Raw genomic sequence first — 479 nt, forward strand, 5'->3', positions numbered from 1 at the left:
GGAGGACGCGCCCATCACGCCCGAGTACATGGACAGCATGTACGCTCTCCAGAGGGCGATGACCGGATCGGGGGAGCCTCGCAGCCTGCGGGTCACCGCGGTCAGCTTCCGTTCATCCGACGAAACGTATCAGGTGGTCTGGTCGGAGGCGCGCGGCGGCGCGGAGCCGCATACGGATGCGTCCATCGCCGCCCTGGCCGACACGCGCCTGCCGGTCATGTCCGACGGGCAGGTGACCATCCTGACCGAGACCTGGCTCGAGCACACCCCGTTGTTCGTCAGTTGGGTGGGCCTTGAGGGACTGACGTTCCATGAGGTCGTCACGACCCGGCCCCGCGCCCCGCAGTTCTGCTGGAACGACAGCGACAACCCGGCGACTTGGACGCGGGACAACACCGTCTGCAGCGCATGACGCCCTGAGTGCCGCAGCCCCGAAAACACCGAGGTCCGGAGGCCCGGCTCGGCCGTCCGACTGGCCT

The 479-nt window shown here is 68.5% G+C and carries 1 protein-coding gene; it reads left to right on the plus strand.

Annotation, left to right across the window (positions count from 1 at the left end):
* The coding region (locus tag AC5JLB_RS29040; RefSeq protein ID WP_495877296.1) for a hypothetical protein at positions 1–412 on the plus strand (412 nt) is incomplete at its 5' end.
* Positions 413–479 lie beyond the last annotated feature (67 nt).

The sequence above is a fragment of the Myxacorys chilensis genome, assembly GCF_059505265.1.